This window comes from Streptomyces sp. NPDC001858, from assembly GCF_053594615.1.
On sequence record NZ_JBSFEV010000094.1, the window covers coordinates 1 to 5,630 of the forward strand.

A 5,630-nucleotide genomic window follows, 5' to 3' on the forward strand; every position below is an offset into this window, starting at 1 on the left:
GTTGCCGCCGGCGGTGTTGGGTGTGTTGGGTGGTGGGGAGTTGGGTTCGGTGTCGACGTTGGTGTCGGCGGGTGAGGCGTTGGATGCGGTGGTGGCGGGCCGGTGGGCGGTGGGGCGGCGGTTGGTGAATGCGTATGGTCCGACGGAGGCGACGGTGTGTGCGTCGATGTCGGTGCCGTTGGGGGTGGGTGATCGGCCGGTCATCGGTGGGCCGATCGCTAATGCGCGGTTGTTTGTGCTGGATGGGGGTTTGGGGCCGGTGCCGGTGGGTGTGGTGGGTGAGTTGTATGTGGCGGGTGCTGGGGTGGCGCGGGGGTATGTGGGGCGTGCGGGGTTGACGGGGGAGCGGTTCGTGGCGTGTCCGTTCGGGGTGGGTGAGCGGATGTATCGGACCGGGGATCTGGTGAAGTGGTTGCCGGATGGGCAGTTGGTGTTCGTGGGCAGGGCGGATGCGCAGGTGAAGGTGCGGGGGTTCCGGATCGAGCCCGGTGAGGTCGAGGCGGTTCTGCAGAGTCATCCGCTGGTCGGTCAGGCCGTGGTGGTCGTCCGGGAGGACCTGCCGGGGGATAAGCGGTTGGTGGCTTACGTGGTGGTGGCCGATGCGGATGCGACTGCGGGCGATCTGCCGGAGCAGGTGCGGGAGTTGGCGGGGCGGCGGTTGCCGGAGTACATGGTGCCGGCCGCGGTGGTGGTGTTGGACGAGTTGCCGTTGACGGTGAACGGCAAGGTGGATCGTCGGGCGTTGCCGGCGCCGGACTATGCCGCTGATGTCAGTGGTGGTCGGGCTCCGGTGTCGGTGCAGGAGGAGATCCTGTGCGCGGTCTTCGCCGAGGTGCTCGGGCTGGACTCGGTGGGCGTGGATGACGACTTCTTCCGGCTGGGCGGGCACTCACTGTTGGCGGTCGAGCTGCTGTCCCGGATACGGGCCAGACTCGGTGTGGAGCTCAGGGTCCTGACGTTGTTCGAGGCTCCGACGCCGGCTGGTTTGGCTGGGGCGGTTGCGGTGGTGCCGGTGGTGGTGCCGGAGAATGTGATTCCGGTGGCTGCGGGGCGGATCACGGCGGACATGTTGCCGTTGGTGGAGTTGTCGGATGTCGATGTGGAGCGGATCGTCGCAGGTGTGGAGGGTGGCGCGGCCAATGTGGCGGACGTGTATCCGTTGGCACCGCTGCAGGAGGGGTTGCTCTTCCACCACCTGATGGCCGACGGAGGCACAGACCCGTATGTGACGGTGTGGGTGTTCGAGTTCGACTCACGGGCACGGCTCGACGGGTTCGCCCGAGCCCTGCAACAGGTGGTGGATCGGCATGACATCTACCGGACGGCGGTGGTGTGGGAAGGCGTGCCGGAGCCGGTGCAGGTGGTGCTGCGGCATGCCGTGATGCCGGTGGTGACCCATGTGCTGGAGCGTGCCGGAGCCGATCCGGTGGCGGCGTTGGTCGAGCTGGTTGGCTCGGGGATGGATCTCGGGCGGCCGCCGTTGATGGACCTGCATGTGGCCGAGGTTGCGGACGGCCGTTGGCTCGGGTTACTGCGGACGCACCACATGGTGCAGGACCACGAGGGCACGGACGTTCTCGTGAAGGAACTGCGGGCGATCCTCGGCGGGCGGCAGGACGAGTTGGGGCCGGCGCTGCCGCTGCGGAACTTCGTCGCTCAGGCTCGTAGCGTTCCGCGGAGTGAACATGAGCGGTTCTTCGCCGAGTTGTTGGGGGACGTGACCGAGCCGACCGCTCCGTACGGACTCATGGACGTCAGCGGCGACGGCATGGAGTCGGTGACCGGCGTGGTGCCGATACCGCAGGAGGTCGTCGAGGGGCTGCGTGAGGTGGCGCAGCGTCTGGGTGTCAGCGTGGCGACGGTGTTGCATGTGGCGTGGGCTCGGGTGCTGGCCGTGGTCTCGGGTCGTGACGATGTGGTGTTCGGGACGGTGTTGTTCGGGCGGATGAACGCGGGTGCGGGTGCCGACCGGGTCGTAGGCCCGTTCATCAACACGCTGCCGGTGCGGGTGCGGACCAACGGTGTCGGAGTGCGGGCTGCCGTGGAGCAGATGCGCTCGCAGCTGGCGGCGCTGCTGGAGCACGAACATGCGCCGTTGGCTGTGGCGCAGCAGGCCAGCGGCATTGAGGACAACACACCCCTGTTCACCTCCCTGTTCAACTACCGCCACAGCATTGGCGCGGAAGCCGACCGGGTCGGGGGTGGTGTCTGGGAGGACGCGATAGCAGGCCTCCGAACGCTTCACGTTCAGGATCGGACCAACTATCCGCTGGCTGTGGAGGCCAACGAACTGGGCGCCGGCGGGATGAACCTGCGTGTACAGGCGGCCGGTCCGGTGGACCCGTACGCGGTGGGCAGGCTGGTGCGTACCGCGGTGGAGAGCCTCGTCGGCACACTCAACGACGCACTGCGGGAAGGTACCGACACCTCGGTGCACGCGGTCGACGTACTTGGCGCCGAACAGCTCGATCAGGTGTTGGTCGAGTGGAACGACACCGCGCTGGACGACGTCGGCACGACGGCGCATGCGCTGTTCGAGGCGCAGGTCCTACGGGCGCCGGACGCAACCGCGGTGGTGGGCGACGGCGTTGAACTGACGTATGCCGAGCTGGACGCGAGGGCGAACCGGCTGGCCTGGTACCTGCGTGAGGCCGGCGTGGGTGCGGAGTCGGTGGTGGCTCTGCTGGTGGACCGCGGCGTCGATTTCGTGGTGTCCGCGCTCGGCGTGTGGAAGGCGGGGGCGGCGTATCTTCCGGTGGATCCGCGTCTTCCGGCGGATCGCGTGGAGTTCATGCTCGAAGACAGCGCCGCGACGGTCCTGGTGACCTCGTCCGGGCTCCGCGACCCGCACCGCACGTACGGTCTGCCGACGGTCGTCCTGGGCGATCCTGACGTACGCGTACGGCTCGCCGAGTGCGCCACGATGGCCCCGCCGGTGAGCGTGGCCTCGCGGGGGTTGGCGTACGTCATCTACACCTCGGGCTCGACCGGCACCCCGAAGGGGGTGGCGGTGGCCCACTCGGGTGTGGCCAATCTGGTGGCGACCTTCCGGCATCGGTTGGGCGTGGGTGCTGGAGAACGCGTACTGCAGTTCGCCTCGATCGGGTTCGACGCGGCGACGTGGGAGCTGGTCTGCGCACTGTGTTCGGGTGCCGCGCTCGTCGTGGCCGCCGCCGACGAGCTCTTGCCTGGCGGGGGGTTGACCGAGGTCGTCGCGCGCCATGGGGTGACCTACGCGGGGCTGCCGCCTGCGGTTCTGGCCACATTGCGGCCCGAGGACATGAGGTCGGTGACCACGCTCGTCTCCGCCGGTGAGGCCCTGGACGGCGACCTCATCCGGCGGTGGGCGCCCGGCCGGCGTTTCCACAACGGATACGGGCCGACCGAGACGACCGTCGGCTCGGCCATTTCACCGCCCCTGGGAGCGGACGAGTCCCCGGTGATCGGGGTGCCGCTCTGCAACACCCGGGTGTTCGTGCTGGACCGTGCCCTGCGGCCGGTACCGCCGGGTGTGGTCGGCGAGGCGTACGTCGCCGGTGCCCAGCTGACCCGTGGGTATGTGAGCCGGGCCGGGCTGACCGCGGAGCGGTTCGTGGCCTGCCCGTTCGGGCCGGGGGAGCGGATGTACCGGACCGGGGACCTGGTCAAGTGGACGCCCGGCGGGCAGCTGGTGTTCGTCGACCGGGCCGACGAGCAGGTGCAGATCCGCGGCTTCCGGATCGAACCCGGCGAGGTCGAAGCGGTTCTGCAGAGCCATCCGGGTGTCGCCCGGGCGGCGGTGCTGGTGAGGGAAGACACGCCCGGCGAGAAGCGGCTGGTCGCCTACGTGGTACCTGTCGGCGCCGACGCCGCTGCGGACGGGCCGGCTAACGGGCTGGCGGCCGAGCTGCGGGAGTACGTCGGGCAACGGTTGCCCGACTACATGGAGCCGGCCGCCGTGGTGACACTGGCGAAGTTGCCACTGACCGCCAGCGGCAAGCTGGACCGCAGGGCGTTGCCCGCCCCGGACTACGGCGCGGGCGTGAAGGAGGGCAGGGCGCCGGCCACGGTGCAGGAGGAGATCCTGCTCGGGGCGTTCGCGCAAGTGCTCGGGCTGGAGCGGGTCGGCATGGATGACGACTTCTTCCGGCTGGGCGGACACTCGCTGCTGGCGGTGCGGCTGGTGTCGCGGGTGCGCGCACTGTTGGGCGTGGAGTTGCCGCTGCCGCTTCTGTTCGATGTGCCGACGGTGGCGGGGTTGGCCGAGTGGCTGGCCGGGCGGAGCGCGGACCGGGCGCGGCTGGCGCTGCGGGCGGGGGCACGTCCGCAACGGCCGGAGTTGTCGTTCGCGCAGCAACGGCTGTGGTTCCTTGGGCAGTTGGAAGGTCCCAGCCCGCTCTACAGCATTCCCTGGATCGTGCGCCTGAGCGGCGAGTTGGACGTGGCGGCGTTGGACGCGGCACTGCGGGATGTGATCGGTCGGCACGAGTCGCTGCGGACCGTGTTCCCCTCCGCGGACGGTGCGCCGTACCAGCGGACCCTGGACGGGCAAGACATGGACTGGCGGCTCGCGGTGCGCCTGGTGAGCCCGGAGCAATTGTCCGAGGCCGTGGCCGAGGCGGCCAAGCACACGTTCGACCTGGCGACGGAAGTGCCGATCCGGGCCTGGCTGTTCGAGACCGGCGGGGACGAGTACACGCTGGTGCTCGTGATGCATCACATCGCCACCGACGGCTGGTCGATGACCCCGCTGCGGCGGGATCTGTCCATGGCGTACGCGGCACGGATCCGTGGCGTGGCGCCGGAGTGGGCTCCGTTGCCAGTGCAGTACGCCGACTACGCACTGTGGCAGCGGGAGTTGTTGGGAGAGCAGTCCGCTCCGGACAGTCTGCTGTCGACCCAGGTCGCCTACTGGCGGCAGGCGTTGGCGGGGGTGCCGGAGGAGTTGGCGTTGCCGTACGACCGGCCGCGCCCGGCGGCGGCCGGTCATCGTGGGCATGCGGTGCCGTTGCGGGTGTCGGCCGAAGTGCATGAGCGGCTGGTGGAGTTGGCCCGCGCCGAGGGCGTGACCGCGTTCATGGTGCTGCAGTCGGCGTTGGCGGTGATGTTGTCGCGGCTCGACGCCGGCATGGACATCCCGATCGGGGTCGCCGTGGCGGGTCGTACCGACGCCGCCCTGGACGATCTGGTCGGGTTCTTCGTCAACACCTTGGTGGTGCGCACCGATCTCTCGGGTGATCCGACGTTCGCCGAGGTGCTGGGCCGGGTCCGGCAGCGGAGCCTGGACGCGCTGGAGCACCAGGACGTGCCGTTCGAGCGGCTGGTCGAGGAGCTCACCCCGACCAGGTCCCCGGCACGGCATCCACTGTTCCAGGTCCGCCTGACCGTGCAGAACACGGAACACACCGAATTGGAGCTGTCCGGGGTACGCGCCACGAGCGGAGACCCTTTGGTCGACAGCCCGACGGTGCCGCAGGCGACCATAGACCTGGACGTGATGGTCGAGGAGGAGTTCGACGAGCACGGCCGCTCGGCGGGGTTGCGGGGCTTGGTCGTGGCGGCGGCGGATCTGTTCGACGCGTCGACGGCGGAGCGTATCGCCGGTTGGTTCGTGAGGGTGCTGGAGACGGTGACGGCTGCTCCGCAGGTGC

Annotated in this window: 1 protein-coding gene; it reads left to right on the forward strand. The window is 69.6% G+C overall.

What is annotated here, in order from left to right:
• On the forward strand, positions 1–5,630 hold a 5,630-nt coding region (locus ACWCPF_RS45180), incomplete at both ends, for an amino acid adenylation domain-containing protein (RefSeq protein WP_451050987.1).